Source organism: Kitasatospora sp. GAS204B (assembly GCF_029892155.1).
Taxonomy (GTDB): domain Bacteria; phylum Actinomycetota; class Actinomycetes; order Streptomycetales; family Streptomycetaceae; genus Kitasatospora.
The window spans coordinates 1-16,580 of sequence record NZ_JARZAG010000007.1; the positions used below are offsets into that span (position 1 = coordinate 1).

Here is a 16,580-nt window from a genome sequence, read left to right on the forward strand (position 1 = left end):
GCCCCCCCCGTGCCCGGCCACCCCGCCCGGGGGCTGACGCCCTCACCCCCCCCCCCCCGCGCCGCCCCCCCCCGGGGGGGGGCGGCCCCCCGCTACTTGGTGGCGAGATCCACGCAGGCCGGTTTGTCGGCGACTCAGCCCTGCGGCGGGTTGGACGGGCCGGACGGCGGCGCCTGCTGGTACGGGTTGCCCGGCGCCGGCTGCGGCGGGTAGACCGGCTGGCCGGGGCCGAAGGCCGGCGGCTGGGGGGTGCCGTAGCCCGGGGGCTGCTGGTACGTCGGGTAGCCGTCCGGGGCGGCGGGGGGCGGCGGCGGGGTGGAGCGCTTGCGGCGGACCAGGAAGACCACCACGCCGGCCACGACGAGGACGACGACCACGCCACCGATGATGAGCGGCAGGCTGCTGCTGGAGGACTTGGCGACGGCGGTCGTGGTGCTCGCCGGAGCCGACTTGCTACCGGCGGCCGGTGCGCTCGGGTTGGCGGCGGCACCCGAGGGGGTGACGCCAGGGGCCGAGGCCGGGGCGGACGGCTTGACGTCGATGCCGGCGGCGATCAGCGGGTTCACGTCGGCCGGGCCGGGGTCGCCGGTGTAGCGAATGGAGTTGCGGGGGCTGATGTTGCCGAAGCCGATGTACGGGGAGTGGTTGCTCCCGTCGGTGGGCTTATTGGCCGTGTTGATCATGACGCGGAGGATCTGGTTACCGGTCCAACTGGGGTGGACCTGCCAGAGGATGGCCGCAGCGGCAGCGGTGAGCGCGGTGGCGTCGGAGGTACCGCTCGTCTTGCAGTAGCCAGTCGGGTCGGTACAGGCGCTGATGATGTCGATTCCCGGCGCAGCCAGAGCGATCTGCGGCCCGTACTCCGATTCAGGCGTGTTGGTCCCGTTGTGATCGAAGGCAGCGATCGCTGCGACACCCGAGGCCGCGGACGGATACATCACCGGGTCGCCCTGTTGCCCGCTGTTTCCCGCCGACGCGACGATCAGCCTTCCCTTGCTGACCGCGTAGTTGACGGCATCCTGCAGAGCTGAGATATCCGATGCCGAGAGCGCGCCCTTCTCGATGCCCTGGGAGATGCTGATCACCTTGGCGCCCTGGTCGACCGCGTAGGTGATCCCCTGGTCGATCTGCTTGAGAGAGGCCGAGGAGCCGATGGCCGTACTAGGGCTCGAATTAGTGTTGATCTTGATCGGCAGGATGCGCGCACCGGGCGCCAACCCGGAGGCGCCCTTGCCGTTGAAGTTCTTACCCGACCCGGCAATGTCGCTGGCCATGCCGGTCCCGTGACCCTCAGGGTCGACGTTTACCCCGCCCGGGAGGCCGCTGAAGTCCTTGCCTGGCAGGAGCTGGCCGGTCAGGTCCGGGAGATCGGACTTGAAGCCGCTGTCAATCACCGCGACGGTGACTCCGGCACCCGTGCTGGTCTGCCAGACCTCCGGCATGTGCAGGGCATCCAAATGCCACTCGTCGTCCCGGGGCGTACTACTCGCCCCAGCGACTGCACTGAACCCACCCGCCAAACACGTCGTCAGTGCCAGCAGCGCGGCGACCCGCCGCACCCCCGTGCCAGATCGCCGCATCACGTTCTCCTCATCGCCATGGTTGCCGAACGGCTGAACAGAACTGCCCGGCCACCGGGACTGACCCAGTGGCCGGGCAGACGTCCGATCCTTACCCAATCACGTCCGGGTTGCTGCCCGGGGTACCGCCCACCCACGTCTCCTCGTCCTCGACGAGGTAGTCGGCGCGGTTGCGGCGGTCCTTCTTGCGCTTGCCGGCCTGGCCCATGCCACCGGGCATCATGCCGCTGTGACCGGCCGCACCGCCCTCACCCTCGGCACTGGCAGCGGCACGGGCCCGCAGGCCGCTGCCGCCCGGGGTGAACTCGCCTTCGGCACCCGGTCCGCGGCTACCGCCGACCTCGCCGCCCTCGGCCGAGACCAGGCCACGGTTGCGGCCGATGCCACCGCCGACGCCACCACGACCGCCACCGACACCACCACGACCACCGCCGAAGCCGCCACCGCCGCCGCCCATGCCGCCCGCCGCACCGCGGCCGCCAGCGCCGGCCCCGCCTTCCTCGGCGCCGATCGCGTTGGCGCCGAGCTGGCTGCGACCCGAGACCGCGCCGGGGCCGCCGACGCCACCGGAGATGCCTTCGTCGAGGTTGGGCGTGCCGGTGCCGGTGAGACCGCCGTAGGGGCGCGAGCCGCCGGGGTAACTGCCACCGGGGTAACTACCGCTGGGGTAGCTACCGCCGGGGTATCTGCCACCGGGGTAACTACCGCCCGGCAGGCCACCGAAGCCACCCGGACCGCCGACGTTGCCGCCGCCGGGGCCGCCCTGAGGCGGCGGTCCGCCAGGGACGGTGCCCTGGGGTGGCAGGGTCGGCGGCGGGACGACGTGGTCGATACCGGTGCTGGGCGGCACGACCGGGTTGGTGATCGGCGGGGCCTGGATCGGCGGGGGCGTCGGTCCCGTCACCGGCGGCGGGACGGGGTACCGGATCGGCGGGGCCTGGATCGGCGGGGGCGTCGGTCCCCCGTGGACCGGCGGCGGCGGGCCGGGCTGGACCGGAGCGTTGCGCACCGGGCCGGGGCCGGTAGGCGGCTTGTAGGTGCCACCACCGCGGTAGGACGAACCTCCTCCGCCGCCGCCGTAACTGACGGCCTGCCTGGTTTGCGAATCGCTCTGCCCAGGCGGCGGCGGCCCCATCACCGAAGTCGGCGTCGGCGGAAACAGCGGCGGCGTCAGCGCCTTCAGCTGCGACGTCGACTCGTCGTACGCGCTCGCCAGGCTGGTCATCGCGGCCACGGCGTCCTGGTGGTCCGTGTCGACCTTCGCCTGCGCGGCCTGTGCCTCCTGGGTCGTCACATAGGTCGGATCCAGCATCTTGCGCTGCGCCTGCTCGGGCGGGCTGAGCGGCGGCCCCTGGCTGGCGTAGCGCGAGAGCGTGTCCAGCTCCGTGGTCGGCACCGGCGGCATCGCCTTCGTCGTGCCCAGCGCGGTGGCGGCGGCCTCCAGGGGAGGCGCCGCGGCCACGGCGTAGTCGGAGAGCTGGTTGGTCGCCGTGTTGAGCTTCCCGGCCCAGTCACGGAAGCTGTCAGCCGCGGCGCCGGTCCACTCCAGGTTCTGGACGTTGGTCTTCAGCTGCGCGCTGATCTCGGTCAGCGTGCTCGACGCACCGCGCAGCGCACCGCCACGGGTCGAGATGACGCCGGTGTCCGTGTTCATGACCATGTCGAGCAGTTCCTGGTGCGACTTGGCCGCGAACCAGTCGTGCGGGCCGTCGTCGACGGATGGGTTGGGCATCAGTTGCTCCCCGTGCCAGTGCCAGTACCAGTGCCGGTTCGGTTCCCCACGCAGTCCAACAGGCTCATCCGACGCCTCCGGTGCTGGTCCCCGAAGTGGTGGAGGTGGTGTTCGAGGCGGGCGTGGCCGTGGTGCCGCCCGCACCGGTGCGTCCGCCGGCCGCCGAGGTGTCAACGGTCACCGGGGCCACCACGCCGCCCTGCTGGACACCGTTGTTGTACTGGCTGTCCGTCTGGTTGCGGATGTTCCACAGGAGTGCGCGCTGCGAGTCGTCGACGTTCTGGTAGCCGCGGTTGTTGATGTCGATGGCGATGCTCATCGCCTCGATCTGGTCGGAGAGCGTCTGCGACAGCGTCTGCAGGTTGCTGTGCACGACGTTGTACGCGCCCAACAGGTCGCCCGATTGTGGGAACCCGGAGCCGAGGTGAGTCTGCTCCAGGGTCTGCTGCGCGATCTGGCCCGAGCTGGCGTTCGACGAGTCCAGCTGGGTGAGCATCTGGTCCACCTGGGACTTGAAGCCCTGCAGCGTGTGCAGTTCCGCCGTGACCTGAGCGGTCCCGACCTGAGCCACCAGGTCGCGGGCGTTCAGCGCCTGGATGTTCTTCGCACCCTGCGCGTTGTAGTAGCCGGGCGCGACCCCGCCGCCCCCATCTGCCGACATGAGCTCAACCACTGCGATACACCTCCCCCGTGCACGACCGGCCATCGCCGCCGTGCCGTAACACGTTCTCCACCTTCAACCGTCCCGCGCCCCTACGTGACCAACGCTCCGTGGCCGGACAGTAGCCGTCACGAAACATCCTACCGAGCGGGTCCGACGACATGGCAGGGGCCTTGGGACATCAGGTCGTTATTGGTACGGAGTTGTCACGTGGCACCCGCGCCACGCGGCAGCCGAACTGAGCGTTCGTCAGGGAACCGGGCCGCCGACCGGGGCGATACGCGGGTATGGCAGCTTTGACCGTTATGAGCAGCAGCACGGCCGACCGCACACCCTGGTGGGCCCGGGCGGCCCGGCCCGAGCGGCCGCGGCCGCCGTGGGCGCTGATGGTGCGCGCCGCCGTCGGGCTGGCGGTACCGCTCTTCGCGGGGCTGGCCTGCGGGCAGCTCGGGCTCGGGGTGTTCGCGGCGCTCGGGGCGATGCACGCGACGCTGAGCGACCGGTTGGAGCCGGGCTGGCTGCGGCTGCATCGGATCGGATCGGCGGTCGGCGCCTCGGCGGCCGGGATGGCGGTCGGCGGGGCGCTGCGACACTTCGACGCCGCGCCGCTGCTCACCGCCCTGGTCCTCACCCTGGTCGGCTTCGGCTCCGGCGCGCTCAGCGCCACCGGGCCGCGCGGGTCGGCGGCGGGGATGCTGCTGCTGGTGTCGGCCACGCTGGGCGGCGGCATGGCCGCGCCGCACCCGTGGTGGGCGGCGGCGCCGATGCTGCTGCTGGGCGCGGGGCTGGTGCTGCTGCTCGGGCTGCGCTACCAGCTGCGGCCCGCGACGGATCCGCGACGGCTGGCACTGGCGGCGGTGTACGAGGCGCTCGGCGAGCTGCTGGCAGCGCTCGGGACGCCGGACGGGGCGGCTGCCCGCCGAGTGCTGACGGCCCGGCTGAACCAGCTGCAGGACCTGCTGCCGGACCGTCAGCGGGAGGCCGCGCGACCATACCGGCCCAGGCCCAGGCCCAGACACTGGCACCGGCAGCAGGAGTCCGCGCGACTGCACCGGGCCTACGAGGCCGCGCTGGCGGCGAGCGAGGCGGCCACCGGGCTGCTCTGGGCCTGGCGCCCGGTGCCGCCCGAGGTCGCGGCGGTACCGACGACGCTCGCCCACCGGCTCATCCGGGCGCCGGCACGATCGGCGGAGCCCGGCAGCACGGCCGACTCCCGCGCCGCCGTCCCCGACTGGTCCCCCGACACCCCCGCCCGCCGAGCCCTGGACGCCGCCCTGCACACGGCGGCTGACGCCGTGGCGGACCGCCCGGTCGACCCGGCAACCGCAGTGCGCGCCGCCGTCGCGCCGCCGCCGGACCCGTGGCGACTGCGGGTGCGGCTGCGCTCACGGGCGGCCGCGCGGTACGGGGCACGGGTCGCGCTCTGCGTGGCGGTGGCCGAGGCGGTGACGGTGGGGCTGCCGCTGAACCGGGGCTACTGGGTGCCGATGACGGTGGCCTTCGTGCTCAAGCCGGACCTCGGCTCGGTCTTCCTGCGGGCGGTCAGCCGGGCGGTCGGCACGGTGATCGGGGTGACGCTGACGGCGGCGCTGCTGGCGGTGACCACCGAGCGCTGGCTGCTGGCCGCGGTCGCCGCGCTCTGCGTCGCGCTGCTGCCGTACGCGGCGGCCGCGCACTACGGGCTGAACACGGCGGTGATGACGCCGATGGCGCTGGTGCTGGTGCAGTTGGGCGGCCAGAGCGGGGTGGCGGAGGTCGGGCCGCGGGTGCTGGACTCGGTGCTGGCCAGCGTGATCGTGTTGGTCTTCGGCTACCTGCTGTGGCCCGAACGGGCACCGCACCGGATCGAGCCGCGGATCGTGGCCGCGACCGGGACCCTCGGTGCGTACCTGCTCTCGGTGACGGACGCCGGGCCGACGATCGGACCCGCCGCGAACGACCACCTCGAGACGAAGGTCCCGTCCCAGGTCTGGCTGCGCCGCACCGCCTACCGCGCCCTGGCCGACGCGCGGCAGGAGGTGCGGCACGGGCTGACCGAGCCGCCGCCGGCCGGGCGGCAGGCCGAGGCCTGGCTGCCCGCGACGGCGGCGCTCGAGCGGCTCGGCGGCGCGGTCGCCGCCTACGCGGCGCAGCTGCGGTACGGCGGTCGACGCCCCGAACCCGAGGAGGTGGCGCGGGTGCTGGCCGCGCTGGAGCAACTGGCGGCGGCCGCCCGGGCGCACCGCCCACCGGACGGCCGGGCCGAGCGGCCGCCCGGCCCGCACAACCCGGCGCGCAGCGCGCTCACCCAGGCGGCCGGGGAGTTGGAGCAGTTGCTGACCTGAGGAACCGTCAGGAGAAGTCCTCGGCCAGCTCCATCCAGCTCAGCTCCAGCTCCTCCTTCTCCTCCCGGACCTTGCGCAGCTGCGCGTCCAGCTCGGCGACCTTGGCGAAGTCGGCGGCGTGCTCGGCCATCTGACCGTGCAGCTTGGCCTCCTCCTTGTCGAGCTTGGCGATCTGGCGCTCGATCCGCTGCAGTTCCTTCTTCGCCGCCCGGGTGTCCCCCACGGCCTTCACCGGGATGGCCGCGGCGGCCGGCACGGCGGCGGCCACCACGGCGGCGCGGCGCTCCAGGTACTCGTCCACGCCGTTCGGCAGCATCCGCATCCGGCGGTCGCCGAGCAGCGCCTGGACCGTGTCGGTGGTGCGCTCGATGAAGAAGCGGTCGTGGCTGATCACGATCATCGAGCCGGGCCAGCCGTCGAGCAGGTCCTCCAGCTGGTTGAGCGTCTCGATGTCCAGGTCGTTGGTCGGCTCGTCCAGGAAGAGCACGTTGGGCTCGTCCATCAGCAGCCGCAGCAGCTGCAGGCGGCGCCGCTCACCACCGGACAGGTCGCCGACCGGGGTCCACTGCTTGTCCTTGCCGAAGCCGAACTGCTCGCAGAGCTGGCCCGCGCTCATCTCCCGGCCCTTGCCGAGGTCGACCCGGCCGCGCACCTGCTCGACGGCCTGCAGCACCCGGGTGGTGGGCTCGAGCTCGGCGATCTCCTGGGAGAGGTAGGCCAGCCGCACCGTCTTTCCGACCTTGACCACGCCGGACGCGGGCTGCACGTCGCCCTGCGTGGCGTAGGCGGCCTGCATGGCGCGCAGCAGCGAGGTCTTGCCGGCACCGTTGACGCCGAGCAGACCGATCCGGTCGCCGGGGCCGAGGTTCCAGGTCAGGTGCTCCAGCAGCAGCTTGTCACCGGCCTTGACCGTGACGTCCTCCAGCTCGAAGACGGTCCGGCCCAGGCGCGCGTTGGCGAACTTCATCAGCTCGCTGCGGTCGCGCGGCTCCGGCACGTCGGCGATCAGCGCGTTGGCCGCCTCGATCCGGTAGCGCGGCTTGGCGGTCCGGGCGGGGGCGCCGCGGCGCAGCCAGGCCAGCTCCTTGCGGGCCAGGTTCTGCCGCTTCTGCTCCTCGGTGGCCTCGATCCGGGAGCGCTCGGCGCGCGCGAAGACGTAGTCGGAGTAGCCGCCCTCGTACTCGCGGACCTCGCCCTGCTGCACATCCCACATCCGGGTGCAGACCTGGTCCAGGAACCAGCGGTCGTGGGTCACGCAGACCAGCGCCGAGCGGCGGTTCTGCAGGTGCTGGGCCAGCCAGGCGATGCCCTCGACGTCGAGGTGGTTGGTGGGCTCGTCCAGCACGATCAGGTCGGGCTCGCCGAGCAGCAGCTTGGCCAGCGCGATCCGGCGCCGCTCGCCACCGGAGAGCGGGCCGATCACGGTGTCCAGGCCGTCGGGGAAGCCGGGCAGGTCGAGGCCGCCGAAGAGGCCCTGGATGATGTCGCGGATCCGGGCGTCGCCGAGCCACTCGTGGTCGGCCCGGTCGGCGATCACCTCGTGCCGGATGGTGGCCTTCGGGTCGAGCGAGTCGTGCTGGGTGAGCACGGCCATCCGCAGCCCGCCGGAGTGGGTGATCCGCCCGGTGTCGGGCTCCTCCAGCTTGGCGAGCATCCGGATCAGCGTGGTCTTCCCGTCGCCGTTGCGTCCGACGACGCCGATCCGGTCCCCCTCGCTGACGCCGAGGCTGACCCCGTCCAGAAGGGCCCGGGTGCCGTAGACCTTCGTGACGGACTCGATGGTGGCGAGGTTGACGGCCACGTGTGCTGCGCTCCTGGGATGGACGGACTGGAGCCTCCAGCCTAGTCGGCGCGCCCGCGCTCCCCGTCGGCGCTGCCTCGCCCTCAGGCCCGGGCGACCACCCGGGCTCCGGGCACCGGGCCGTACGTGGCGTGCGCGGTGCGGCAGCTGGCGGAGGCGGTCAGCGCCGCGGCGACCGAGCCGGCCTCCACGGCGTCCTTGACCAGGAACGCGCAGGTCGGTCCGGACCCGGAGACCAGCGCGCCGAGCGCCCCGGCCGCCAGGCCCGCCGCCAGGCAGTCGGCCAGCGCGGGGCGCAGCGTGAGGGCGGCGGCCTGCAGGTCGTTGGCGAGCGCGGCGGCCAGCGCGACCGGGTCGCCCTCGGCCAGCGCGGCCAGCAGCGCCGGGTCGGCGTCGGGGGTCGGCACGTCCTGCTCGCTCGAGCCGGTGCCGGCCGCCTCGCGCAGCCGGTCGCACTCGCGGAAGACGGCGGGGGTGGAGAGGCCGCCGTCGGCCACCGCGAAGACCCAGTGGAAGGTGCCGCCGACCGCCAGCGGCTCCAGCAGCTCGCCCCGGCCACGGCCGAGTGCGGCGCCGCCGAGCAGCGCGAACGGCACGTCGGAGCCCAGCTCGGCGGCCAGCTCGAGCAGTTCGGGCAGCGGGGTGCCCAGGCCCCAGAGCGCGTCGCAGGCGACCAGCGCGGCCGCCCCGTCGGCGCTGCCGCCGGCCATGCCGCCGGCCACCGGGATGGCCTTGGTGATGTGCAGCGCGACGTTCGGCTCGATCCCGTGGTGCGCGGCCAGCAGGCGGGCGGCGCGGGCGGCCAGGTTGGTGTCGTCCAGCGGGACCTGGTCGGCGTCCGGCCCTTCGCAGGTCAGGCTGACCCCGACGCCCTGACGGGCCGTCACCTCGTCGCCCAGCGCGACCGCGAAGAAGACGTTCGCCAGGTCGTGGAAGCCGTCACCGCGCAGGCCGCCGACGCCGAGCTGGACGTTGACCTTCGCGGGAACCCGGACGCCGACCTCGGAGTGTGGAGTCACAGCACCGGTCCCTTCGGCTTGTGCTCGGCGATGGCGGCGAACTGCTCGACCGTCAGCATCTCGCCGCGCAGCGTGTGGTCGATGCCGGCGGCGGCGATCGCCTGCTCGGCGGCGGCCGGCGAGCCGGCCCAGCCGGCCAGCGCGGCGCGCAGCGTCTTGCGGCGCTGGGCGAAGGCGGCGTCCACCACCTGGAAGACCTCGGTCCGGGTCGCCGTGGTGACCGGCGGCTGCCTGCGGACCAGCGAGACCAGGCCCGAGTCGACGTTGGGCGCGGGCCAGAAGACGTTGCGTCCGATCGCGCCGGCCCGCTTGACCTCGGCGTACCAGTTGGCCTTGACCGAGGGCACCCCGTAGACCTTGTTGCCGGGCTTGGCGGCCAGCCGGTCGGCGACCTCGGACTGCACCATCACCAGGGTGCGCTCGATGCTGGGGAAGGTGGCCAGCATGTGCAGCAGCACCGGGACGGCGACGTTGTACGGCAGGTTGGCCACCAGCGCGGTGGGCGCGGGGCCCGGCAGCTCGACGACCTCCATGGCGTCGCTCAGCACCAGGTCGAAGACGCCCGCCTTGTCCGGCATCCGGGCGGCGACGGTGGCCGGCAGGTGCTGGGCGAGCAGCGGGTCGATCTCGACGGCGGTGACGTGCGCGGCCACCTCCAGCAGCGCCAGGGTGAGCGAGCCGAGCCCGGGGCCGACCTCCACCACGGCGTCCTCGGGCGTCACCCCGGCGGCCCGGACGATCCGGCGCACGGTGTTGGCGTCGATCACGAAGTTCTGGCCGCGCTGCTTGGTCGGGCGGACCCCGAAGGCGGCGGCCAGCTCCCGGATGTCGGAGGCGCCGAGCAGGTGACTGTCAGGGGTGGGGTCGGTGGTGCTCACCGGGTAAGGCTACAAGCCGTACTCAGTACCCGAAGGCACGCGCGGTGTTCGCCGCGATCGCGCTGCTCAGCTCCTCCTCCGCCAGCCCCAGGGTCTGCGCCATCGAGCGCACCGTGACCGGGATCAGGTACGGCGCGTTCGGGCGCCCCCGGTAGGGGTGCGGGGTGAGGAAGGGCGCGTCGGTCTCCACCAGCACCCGGTCCAGCGGGGTGACGGCCAGCGCGTCGCGCAGGGGCTGGTTGGCCTTGAAGGTGACCGGGCCGGCGAACGAGAGGTACCAGCCGTGCTCGGCGCAGACCTCGGCCATCGCCGCGTCGCCGGAGTAGCAGTGGAAGACGGTCCGCTCCGGGGCGCCCTCGGCCAGCAGCACCTCGATCACGTCCTGGTGCGCGTCCCGGTCGTGGATCACCAGGGCCTTGCCGTGCCGCTTGGCGATCTCGATGTGCCGGCGGAACGACTCCTGCTGGATGTCCACGCCCTCGGGCCCGGTGCGGAAGTAGTCGAGCCCGGTCTCGCCGACCGCCTTGACCTGCGGCAGCGCGGCCAGCCGGTCGATCTCGGCCAGCGCCTCGTCCAGCGCCTTCGACCCGCCCGGGGTGCGCCGCTGACCTGACCAGCCGTCAGGGTCGCCGAGCACCAGCCGCGGCGCCTCGTTGGGGTGCAGCGCGACCGCCGCGTGCACCTGCTCGAACTCGGCGGCCAGCGCGGCGGCCCAGCGCGAACCCGGCAGGTCGCAGCCGACCTGGACCACCGTGGTCACTCCCACCGAGGCGGCCGTGGCGAGCGCCTCGGCCGGGGTGCCGGACTGCATGTCCAGGTGGGTGTGCGAATCGGCCACCGCCACCGCGAGCGGCGCGGGCGGCGGAGGCGGGGTGGAGCGGTCGTCCTTGGCAGCCATGGTCCAGAAGCCTAGCGGCGCGCCGCGCGGGCCCGTCCGGCGAGACGGGCCCGCGCCGAGCGACCGTGGCACAACCGGCGGCGCACTACGGCTTGGCGCCCTACGGCTTCGGCAGCCAGAGCTGGTACCAGTGCTCCCTGGTCCGCAGCTCCTGTGGCTGCGGCGGGTCGGCGGGCTCGGCGTGCGCGGCGAATCCGGGCGAGTGGTGCCACAGGCTCTCGGCCGTGCGGATCCGCCCTGGCTGCATGATCCGGACCGTGTGCCCGCCGCAGCCGGGGCAGGTCGGCTGCAGCAGCGGCGAGGGCACTCGCACACCGTTGGCGTAGTACTGGACCACGGTGTGCCCGTCCTTCGCCTGGTGGTGCTCGATGTCGTACGCCTGCTCCCAGCCGTAGCCGCAGTTGAGGCAGGCGAAGGAGTAGGCCTCCTGGACCATCTCCCCGCCCCGCTGGAGTCGGCCCACGTGCGCGGCGGCCATGCCGCCGGGTCCGGGGCGGGTGGCCCGCCCGGACTCCTCCGGGGCCGACGTGAGGCCGGTCAGCGGAGTGCCACCGACAGGGCTACCGATTGTCTCGCTCATCGCGGTCTCCCAGCGCCCGCCGGACGTTCGTCCGGTTCGGGTCTTTCCATCCGATGGAATGCCCAAGCGCCCGAACCCGATGCCCGGCTTGCCGAGACTTGGCCCGGACTTGGGGATCCCTGTACGAAGAGCCTGTGAAACCCCAGCTCAGCAGGGGTTTAGCAGGCCTCCGCTTTACCTTTTCAGGGGCTGCGGGGCGTACGCCCCGACCCGTCGGACCGCTGCCGCCGACCGCGCGCACCGGCGTGCGCGGTGCTGCCCATCACTCCACCGTACGCGCCTGCGGCTGCTTGGGCGAGGGACAGTTCAGCTGCCTTGACCAGGGATGATCACGGAGCGTGCTTGACCGCCACGACCGCGTCGAACACCTCGCGCTTGGGCAGCCCGAGAGCGAGCGCGACGGCCGCGATCGCCTCCTTGCGGCGCTCGCCGGCCGCCTCCCTGGCGGCCACCCGCTCGGCCAGCTCGGCCGGGGTGAGCTGGGCGGGCGCGGCGGGCGGGGCGCCGGCCACCACCACGGTGATCTCGCCGCGCACCCCCTCGGCGGCCCAGGCGGCCAGCTCGCCGAGCGGGCCGCGCTTGACCTCCTCGTAGGTCTTGGTCAGCTCGCGGCAGACGGCGGCGGGCCGCTCGGCGCCGAAGGCGTCGGCCATCGCCGACAGCGTCTCGGCGATCCGGTGCGGGGCCTCGAAGAAGACCATGGTGCGCGGCTCGGCGGCGATCTCGGCCAGCGCCCGGGAGCGGTCGCCGGCCTTGCGCGGCAGGAAGCCCTCGAAGGTGAAGCGGTCCACCGGCAGCGCGGAGAGCGCCAGCGCGGTGAGCACGGCGGAGGGCCCCGGCACGGCGGTGACCTTGATGCCGGCCTCGACGGCGGCGGCCACCAGGCGGTAGCCGGGGTCGGAGACCGAGGGCATCCCGGCGTCGGTCACCAGCAGCACCCGGGAGCCGCCGGTCAGCGCCTCGACCAGCTCGGGGGTGCGGCCCACCTCGTTGCCCTCGAAGTAGGAGAGCACCCGCCCCGCCGGGGTGACGCCGAGCGCCTGGGTGAGCCGGCGCAGCCGCCGGGTGTCCTCGGCCGCGATCACGTCCGCCGAGGCGAGCTCGGTGAGCAGCCGGGGCGGAGCGTCCGCGACGTCGCCGATGGGGGTTCCTGCCAACACGAGTACACCTGTCACGGGCACATCCTGTCAGGGAGTACCGGAGGACCCCAAAGACAGAATCCGAAGAAGAAAAGTGACGAACCGGGCAGCTTACGAGGGAGGGGTCCGGCTTTTCGGCCCCGCCCCTACGATGTGCGGGTGAATGGCGAGACGGCGGCAGAGACGGCGGTGGTAGAGACCATCGCGGACACCCCGGGCGGCACCGACCTGGGCGGCGAGGCCGGCGGGCTCGACCCCGCCGGCATACCGGCGCCCCGGGCGGGCGACGGCTGGCTGCGCCGGCTGGCCGCGCTCGGCTACCAGGCGCCGAGCCAGGTTCCCGTGGCTGAGCGTCTCGTTCCGCCGATGCCGGACGGCCCCGGGGTGACCCCGGCCGTGGTGGCGCCCTCGCCGCTGCTGCTGCGGGCCGGCATCCGGCTGCCCGCGGGCCTGTGGACCTGGCTCTGCCGCTGGTCCGGCTGGCTGGGCCCGCTGGCGGTGGCACTCTTCGGCGGCCTGCTGCGGTTCTGGAACCTGGGCAGCCCGGGCGCGATCATCTTCGACGAGACGTACTACGCCAAGGACGCCTACGCGCTCTGGCGGGGCGGCTACGAGACCTCCTGGCCGGACAGCGCGAACACCCAGATCGTCCAGCCGCACCAGGTGATCCCGTACCAGGCCGACCCCGCCTTCGTGGTCCACCCGCCGGTCGGCAAGTGGATCATCGGGATGGGCGAGCAGCTCTTCGGGATGCACCCGTTCGGCTGGCGGTTCATGGTCGCGGTGCTCGGCACCCTCTCGATCCTGATGATCGCGCGGATCGCCCGCCGGCTCTTCCGCTCCACCCTGCTGGGCTGCGTGGCCGGCCTGCTGCTCTCGGTGGACGGGCTGCACTTCGTGATGAGCCGCACCTCGCTGCTCGACCTGGTCGTGATGTTCTGGATCCTGGCCGCCTTCGGGTTCCTGCTGCTCGACCGCGACCACACCCGGGCCAGGATCGCCCGCCGGCTCACCGAACTGCCCGATGGCGCGCTGGCCGACGCCGCGCTCGCCCACCGGATGCGACTGGGCCTGCGCCCCTACCGGCTGGCCGCCGGCGTCTGCGTGGGCCTGAGCTGCTCCACCAAGTGGAGCGGGATGTACGTGGCGGCCTTCTTCGGCCTGCTGACCGTCTTCTGGGACCTGGGCGCCCGCAAGCTCGCCGGGGCCCGCCGCCCGTACTGGTCCACCCTGATCCGCGACGGCCTGCCCGCCTTCGCCTCGATCGTGCTGGTCTCGCTGGTCGTCTACGTCGGTTCCTGGTCCGGCTGGCTGGCCAGCAGTTCCGCACCGGGCAAGGGCGGCTACGGCCGGGACTGGGCGGTGGGCCGCCACGGCCTGTCCTCCGAGTTCGTCTCGCTGCCGCTGCTCGGCAAGGTCAAGATGCCCTTCCAGGTGGACATGACCTGGGTGCCGGGGAGCCTGCGGGCGCTCTGGCACTACCACTCGCAGATGTACAACTTCAACATCGGCCTCTCCACGCCACACCTGTACCAGTCCAACCCGTGGAGCTGGCTGGTGCTGGGGCGGCCGGTCTCCTTCTACTACGAGTCGCCGCACCTGGGGCAGAGCGGCTGCAAGGCCACCGAGTGCGCCTCCGAGGTGCTCGCGATCGGCACCCCGGTGCTCTGGTGGGCCGGCGTGGTGGCGCTGGTGTACTGCCTGTACCGGTGGGTGCTGCGGCGCGACTGGCGGGCCGGCGCGGTGCTGTGCGGGCTGGGCGCGGGGTACCTGCCCTGGTTCGAGTACCAGCACCGGACCATCTTCCTGTTCTACGCGGTGGCCTTCGTGCCGTTCCTGGTCCTGGCGGTCACCATGATGATCGGCGCGATGATCGGGCCGGCCACGGCGGTCTACGAACGCCGGCTCGCGGGGGGCGCGGGGGCCGGACTGCTGGTGCTCGCGGTGCTCTGGAACTTCCTCTACTTCTATCCGCTGTACACCGGCCAGGTGATCCCGATGGACGACTGGCGCTCCCGGATGTGGTTCACCAGCTGGATCTGACCGGTGATCCGCACGCCTGTGCGCAGCTGGGAGGTGTGTACCAGCTCTGTCACGAGGGGCCTGGGTGGATGAGAGTGCGCTGAATGGCGGCTTACCCTGGGTTGCCCGGTTTCGGCCGGTCACCCAGTCCTCGTCGTCTTCCAGGGGGAGCACCACCATGCGTCAGGGCGCGAAGACCGCCATCGTCAGCGTTGCCGCCGCCGCCATGCTCGCGGCCGGCGGTTACGGTGCGTACTCGTTGGTCGGCTCGGGCAGCAAGTCCCCCGCGGCCGCGCCCAAGCCACGCACCGTCGTCGCCGAGCCACCGTCGGCCGATCTGGCTGCCAGTGGCGCCAAGAGCTTCCTGGCCGCCTGGTCCAGCGGCGACCTGCAGGGAGCTGCCAAGCTGACCGACGACCCGCAGAGCGCGCTGGCCGCGCTGACCGCGTTCCAGCAGCAGGTGAAGCCGAGCGCGGTGACGCTGACCCCGGGCACGCCGACCACCCCCGCCGCGTTCGCCTCGGCCACCGCGCAGCCCTCCGGCGCCGCCACCGCGAAGCCCTCCACCGCTGCCTCGGCCGGCGCGTCCGCCTCGCCCTCGGCATCGGCCTCGGCGGGGCCGACCGGGGTGCTGCTCAACTTCAAGTCGCACGTCGAGTTCGCCGGCACCACCAACACCTGGGACTACACCGGGTTCCTGGGCGTGGTGAAGATGAGCGACGGGACGGCCGCGGTGCACTGGGCGCCGACCGTGATCAACCCGCACCTCGGGCCCGGCGAGCAGATCGTCACCCAGCCGGTCTACAACCCGCCGACCAAGATCACCGACCGCAACGGCCAGTCGCTGGCGAACTTCCCCTCGCTGAGCCAGATCCTGCTGAACTTCCAGCAGAACCCGCCCGCCGTGAACCCGGCCGACGCCGGCAGTGGCGTGGCGATCGTCAACCCGGCGGGCAAGGGCAAGCCCGAGCCGCTCTTCACGGTCACCGACCCCAAGCCCGGCCAGCCGATCAAGCTGACCCTGGACGCGACCCTGGAGGCGGCCGCGCAGACGGCGGTCGACGAGCAGGCCGCCAAGCTCAAGCAGCCCGCGGCCATGGTCGCCATCGAGCCGAGCACCGGAAACATCCTGGCCGTCGCCAACTCCCCGGCGACCGGCTTCAACACCGCGCTGCAGGGCCAGACCGCGCCCGGCTCCACGATGAAGGTGATCACCGCCAGCGCACTGCTGGAGGCCGGGATCGACCCGAGCGCCACCATGCCCTGCCCGTCCAGCTACACCGTCGGCACGACGTACCACAACGACTTCAAGGACGACGAGCCCAACAACACGTTCATGCAGGACTTCACCGTCTCCTGCAACACCGCCTTCATCAAGCAGAGCACGACCACCCTGCAGTCCGGCCAGCTCGCCAAGCAGGCGGGGGACGTCTTCGGCATCGGGCTGAACTGGAAGATCGGCTTCCCCAGCTTCGACGGCTCGGTCCCGGGGCCGGGCCAGACCAAGGACGAGACGGCCGGTGAGTACTTCGGCCAGGGCAAGGACCTGATGAACCCGCTGACCATGGCCTCGGTCGCGGCCACCGTGGAGAGCGGCACGTTCAAGCAGCCGGTCCTGCTGGCGGGTCTGCCGCAGCTCCCGGCTGCCCGGCAGCTGTCGCCGGACACCCTGACCAAGCTGCGCTCGATGATGAACAGCGTCCTGACCAACCCGGCGGGCACCGCCTACAACGCGCTGCAGGGGGTCAGCGGCACCATCGGCGGCAAGACCGGCACCGCCGAGACCTCCAGCGACCCCAAGGCCCCCACCAACAGCTGGTTCACCGGCTACCGGGACAACCTGGCGGTCTCCGCCGAGGTGATCAACGGCGGCTTCGGCGCCGCCGCCGCAGTGCCCGCGGCGGCCGAGGTGCTCAAGGTCGGCAACAACGGCTGAGTCGTCCGGA

The 16,580-nt window shown here is 72.9% G+C and carries 12 protein-coding genes; 3 read left to right on the forward strand and 9 right to left on the reverse strand.

The genetic code is table 11. The features are described 5' to 3' along the window. Window positions 1-134: 134 nt before the first annotated feature. From P3T41_RS11285 to P3T41_RS11295, 3 genes are all read right to left on the reverse strand, one after another. Complete coding sequence (locus P3T41_RS11285; protein ID WP_280689552.1) at window positions 135-1,442, reverse strand: S8 family serine peptidase; 1,308 nt, start codon at window positions 1,440-1,442, stop codon at window positions 135-137. A 229-nt stretch (window positions 1,443-1,671) separates the two neighbouring features. Next, on the reverse strand, window positions 1,672-3,312 hold the full coding sequence (locus P3T41_RS11290; protein ID WP_280689553.1) for a hypothetical protein: 1,641 nt from the start codon (window positions 3,310-3,312) through the stop codon (window positions 1,672-1,674). Between the two features lie 64 nt (window positions 3,313-3,376). Next, complete coding sequence (locus P3T41_RS11295; RefSeq protein ID WP_280689554.1) at window positions 3,377-3,973, reverse strand: hypothetical protein; 597 nt, start codon at window positions 3,971-3,973, stop codon at window positions 3,377-3,379. Window positions 3,974-4,278: 305 nt separating this feature from the next. On the opposite strand from P3T41_RS11295, the gene P3T41_RS11300 reads away from it, so the two are divergent. After that, window positions 4,279-6,297 carry an FUSC family protein gene (locus P3T41_RS11300; RefSeq protein ID WP_280689555.1) on the forward strand — a complete coding sequence of 673 codons (2,019 nt, stop codon included), beginning with the start codon at window positions 4,279-4,281 and terminating at the stop codon, window positions 6,295-6,297. 7 nt (window positions 6,298-6,304) lie between these two features. Here P3T41_RS11300 and P3T41_RS11305 read toward each other — a convergent pair whose 3' ends face one another. The 6 genes from P3T41_RS11305 to rsmI all read right to left on the reverse strand — a co-directional run bounded on the left by P3T41_RS11305 (window position 6,305) and on the right by rsmI (window position 12,648). Beyond that, the gene (locus P3T41_RS11305; RefSeq protein ID WP_280689556.1) at window positions 6,305-8,098 is read right to left on the reverse strand and encodes an ABC-F family ATP-binding cassette domain-containing protein; all 1,794 of its coding nucleotides are present in this window, start codon (window positions 8,096-8,098) and stop codon (window positions 6,305-6,307) included. 83 nt (window positions 8,099-8,181) lie between these two features. Next, on the reverse strand, window positions 8,182-9,117 hold the full coding sequence (locus tag P3T41_RS11310) for a 4-(cytidine 5'-diphospho)-2-C-methyl-D-erythritol kinase (protein ID WP_280689557.1): 936 nt from the start codon (window positions 9,115-9,117) through the stop codon (window positions 8,182-8,184). After that, the gene (rsmA, locus tag P3T41_RS11315) at window positions 9,114-9,995 is read right to left on the reverse strand and encodes a 16S rRNA (adenine(1518)-N(6)/adenine(1519)-N(6))-dimethyltransferase RsmA (RefSeq protein WP_280689558.1); all 882 of its coding nucleotides are present in this window, start codon (window positions 9,993-9,995) and stop codon (window positions 9,114-9,116) included. Before rsmA ends, P3T41_RS11310 begins: the two co-directional genes overlap by 4 nt. A gap of 22 nt (window positions 9,996-10,017) precedes the next feature. Beyond that, window positions 10,018-10,893, reverse strand: a complete 876-nt coding sequence (locus P3T41_RS11320) for a TatD family hydrolase (protein WP_280689559.1) — start codon at window positions 10,891-10,893, stop codon at window positions 10,018-10,020. Between the two features lie 100 nt (window positions 10,894-10,993). Next, on the reverse strand, window positions 10,994-11,473 hold the full coding sequence (locus P3T41_RS11325) for a hypothetical protein (RefSeq protein ID WP_280689560.1): 480 nt from the start codon (window positions 11,471-11,473) through the stop codon (window positions 10,994-10,996). Between the two features lie 329 nt (window positions 11,474-11,802). Beyond that, entirely contained in the window at window positions 11,803-12,648 is an 846-nt protein-coding gene (rsmI, locus tag P3T41_RS11330; protein WP_280689561.1) for a 16S rRNA (cytidine(1402)-2'-O)-methyltransferase, read from the reverse strand. A gap of 123 nt (window positions 12,649-12,771) precedes the next feature. Between rsmI and P3T41_RS11335 the strand changes: the two genes are divergently transcribed. Continuing rightward, window positions 12,772-14,655: a phospholipid carrier-dependent glycosyltransferase gene (locus tag P3T41_RS11335; protein ID WP_280689562.1), complete on the forward strand. Its 1,884-nt coding sequence runs from the start codon at window positions 12,772-12,774 to the stop codon at window positions 14,653-14,655. Window positions 14,656-14,812: 157 nt separating this feature from the next. Then, window positions 14,813-16,570, forward strand: coding sequence for a penicillin-binding transpeptidase domain-containing protein (locus P3T41_RS11340; protein WP_280689563.1), 1,758 nt, complete (start codon window positions 14,813-14,815; stop codon window positions 16,568-16,570). Window positions 16,571-16,580 lie beyond the last annotated feature (10 nt).

What these genes read in the sequence shown, in the direction of transcription:
- P3T41_RS11285 (WP_280689552.1), bottom strand. Translation starts at nt 1,442, where the DNA reads ATGCCGGAGGTCTGGCAGACCAGCACGGGTGCCGGAGTCACCGTCGCG.
- P3T41_RS11290 (WP_280689553.1), bottom strand. Translation starts at nt 3,312, where the DNA reads ATGCCCAACCCATCCGTCGACGACGGCCCGCACGACTGGTTCGCGGCC.
- P3T41_RS11295 (WP_280689554.1), bottom strand. Translation starts at nt 3,973, where the DNA reads ATGTCGGCAGATGGGGGCGGCGGGGTCGCGCCCGGCTACTACAACGCG.
- P3T41_RS11300 (WP_280689555.1), top strand. Translation starts at nt 4,279, where the DNA reads ATGAGCAGCAGCACGGCCGACCGCACACCCTGGTGGGCCCGGGCGGCC.
- P3T41_RS11320 (WP_280689559.1), bottom strand. Translation starts at nt 10,893, where the DNA reads ATGGCTGCCAAGGACGACCGCTCCACCCCGCCTCCGCCGCCCGCGCCG.
- P3T41_RS11325 (WP_280689560.1), bottom strand. Translation starts at nt 11,473, where the DNA reads ATGAGCGAGACAATCGGTAGCCCTGTCGGTGGCACTCCGCTGACCGGC.
- P3T41_RS11340 (WP_280689563.1), top strand. Translation starts at nt 14,813, where the DNA reads ATGCGTCAGGGCGCGAAGACCGCCATCGTCAGCGTTGCCGCCGCCGCC.